At 55.2% G+C, this 2,500-nt stretch carries 1 tRNA gene and 2 rRNA genes (1 of these 3 cut by a window edge); all 3 read right to left on the minus strand.

From position 1 onward, the window contains the following. Nucleotides 1–35 precede the first annotated feature (35 nt). A tRNA-Met gene (locus tag OEG82_RS00005) sits at nucleotides 36–112 on the minus strand. A gap of 201 nt (nucleotides 113–313) precedes the next feature. Next, nucleotides 314–428 (minus strand): 5S ribosomal RNA (gene rrf, locus OEG82_RS00010). Between the two features lie 344 nt (nucleotides 429–772). Further along, nucleotides 773–2,500, minus strand: a 23S ribosomal RNA gene (locus tag OEG82_RS00015) (it continues 1,144 nt past the right edge of the window).

Here is a 2,500-nt window from a genome sequence, read left to right on the forward strand (position 1 = left end):
GGGGCGCTGATCATACTGTAGATATCATGTAATTTTGGTTGCGGGGGCAGGATTTGAACCTGCGACCTTCAGGTTATGAGCCTGACGAGCTACCGGGCTGCTCCACCCCGCGATAAGTCCTGAGCGTCCGGGGCATGCCCGGTCTTTTGTTTGCCGGTCCTCGAGGCTATGCCTCTGTGGTCCGGCGGGGCTGCTCGACCCCGCGCCTCAAGCTTAGTGTGCCTGGGGCGATAAAAGCAAAAACGGGCCGCGATTTGCGACCCGCGGCTGGTCCAATTTTCGTAAAGGAGAAGATGAATGTTGCGATTTGCAGACCTGGCAGCGACCTACTCTCCCGCGTCTTAAGACGAAGTACCATCGGCGCTGGGGCGTTTCACGGCCGTGTTCGGAATGGGAACGGGTGCAGCCGCCCCGCCATAACCACCAGGTCGGCAAAGCGCAACATGCTTACTGGCCAGGACGGTTACCCGCCATGGCTGACCATGTTCCACGCGAATGGAACACATCAGTAAACTGTATGAGAAGCTGGCGGGTGGCTAAACCCTTTTGTCTTAAGAACACGTCTTCGTTTCGCTCACGGGCCGAAGCCCTGCGCGGCGCGCCAAATGATTGACGACGGGCACTTGCCCTTGCGAAGCGTAAGCTTCGAAAGCGCGACTGCGCGTCGGCCATTATTGGCCGCCCCGTCCGGAGGATAGGCGCTATTGCGCCGCTCATCCGTGAGGACAAAACAACTACATCGAACTGTGTTCGATGAGCACAAGCAATGAGAACAATCAAGCCGATCGAGCTATTAGTACTGGTAAGCTTCACACGTTACCGCGCTTCCACACCCAGCCTATCAACGTGGTAGTCTTCCACGACTCTCAGGGAATACTCGTTTTTGGGTTGGTTTCCCGCTTAGATGCTTTCAGCGGTTATCCATTCCGTATATAGCTACCCTGCTATGCCGTTGGCACGACAACAGGTCCACCAGAGATACGTCCATCCCGGTCCTCTCGTACTAGGGACAGATCCCATCAATATTCCTACACCCACGGCAGATAGGGACCGAACTGTCTCACGACGTTCTGAACCCAGCTCACGTACCGCTTTAATTGGCGAACAGCCAAACCCTTGGGACCTGCTCCAGCCCCAGGATGCGATGAGCCGACATCGAGGTGCCAAACAACCCCGTCGATATGGACTCTTGGGGGTCATCAGCCTGTTATCCCCGGCGTACCTTTTATCCGTTGAGCGATGGCCCTTCCACGCGGGACCACCGGATCACTATGACCGACTTTCGTCTCTGCTCGACTTGTCAGTCTCGCAGTCAGGCAGGCTTATGCCATTGCACTCGACGACCGATTTCCGACCGGTCTGAGCCTACCATCGCGCGCCTCCGTTACTCTTTCGGAGGCGACCGCCCCAGTCAAACTACCCACCATACACTGTCCCGGATCCGGATAACGGACCGCGGTTAGACATCCACGAAGATAAGGGTGGTATTTCAAGGATGGCTCCACGCGAGCTGGCGCCCACGCTTCAAAGCCTACCACCTATCCTACACATGCCTTGGCGAATGCCAGTGTAAAGCTATAGTAAAGGTGCACGGGGTCTTTCCGTCTGACCGCAGGAACCCCGCATCTTCACGGGGAATTCAATTTCACTGAGTCTGCGTTGGAGACAGCGGGGAAGTCGTTACGCCATTCGTGCAGGTCGGAACTTACCCGACAAGGAATTTCGCTACCTTAGGACCGTTATAGTTACGGCCGCCGTTTACTGGGGCTTCGATTCAAAGCTTGCACCTCTCCTCTTAACCTTCCAGCACCGGGCAGGCGTCAGGCCCTATACGTCGTCTTGCGACTTCGCAGAGCCCTGTGTTTTTGATAAACAGTCGCTACCCCCTGGTCTGTGCCACCCTCTTCCACTTGCGTAAAAAAGGGTCACGCTTCTTCCGAAGTTACGCGTGCAATTTGCCGAGTTCCTTCAACGCAGTTCTCTCAAGCGCCTTGGTATTCTCTACCTGACCACCTGTGTCGGTTTCGGGTACGGTCTATACGGTGGAGCTATTTCCTGGAACCTCTTCGCTGCACCTCCAATCCAGTAAGGAGATACAACACACGAGATCCGTCACTACCACCAGGCCCACGAATATTAACGTGGTTCCCATCGACTACGCCTTTCGGCCTCGCCTTAGGGGCCGGCTCACCCTGCTCAGATTAACTTTAAGCAGGAACCCTTGGTCTTTCGGCGAGGGAGTCTCTCACTCCCTTTATCGTTACTCATGTCAACATTCGCACTTCTGATATCTCCAGGAGCCCTCACGGGTCTCCCTTCACAGACTTACAGAACGCTCCGCTACCACGTGCAGTAAACTGCACATCCTCAGCTTCGGTGCATGGCTTTAGCCCCGGTACATTTTCGGCGCAAGACCCCTTAATTAGACCAGTGAGCTGTTACGCTTTCTTTAAATGATGGCTGCTTCTAAGCCAACATCCTGGTTGTTTTGGGAGTCTCA

This window comes from Hoeflea ulvae, assembly GCF_026619435.1.
Taxonomy (GTDB): domain Bacteria; phylum Pseudomonadota; class Alphaproteobacteria; order Rhizobiales; family Rhizobiaceae; genus Hoeflea; species Hoeflea ulvae.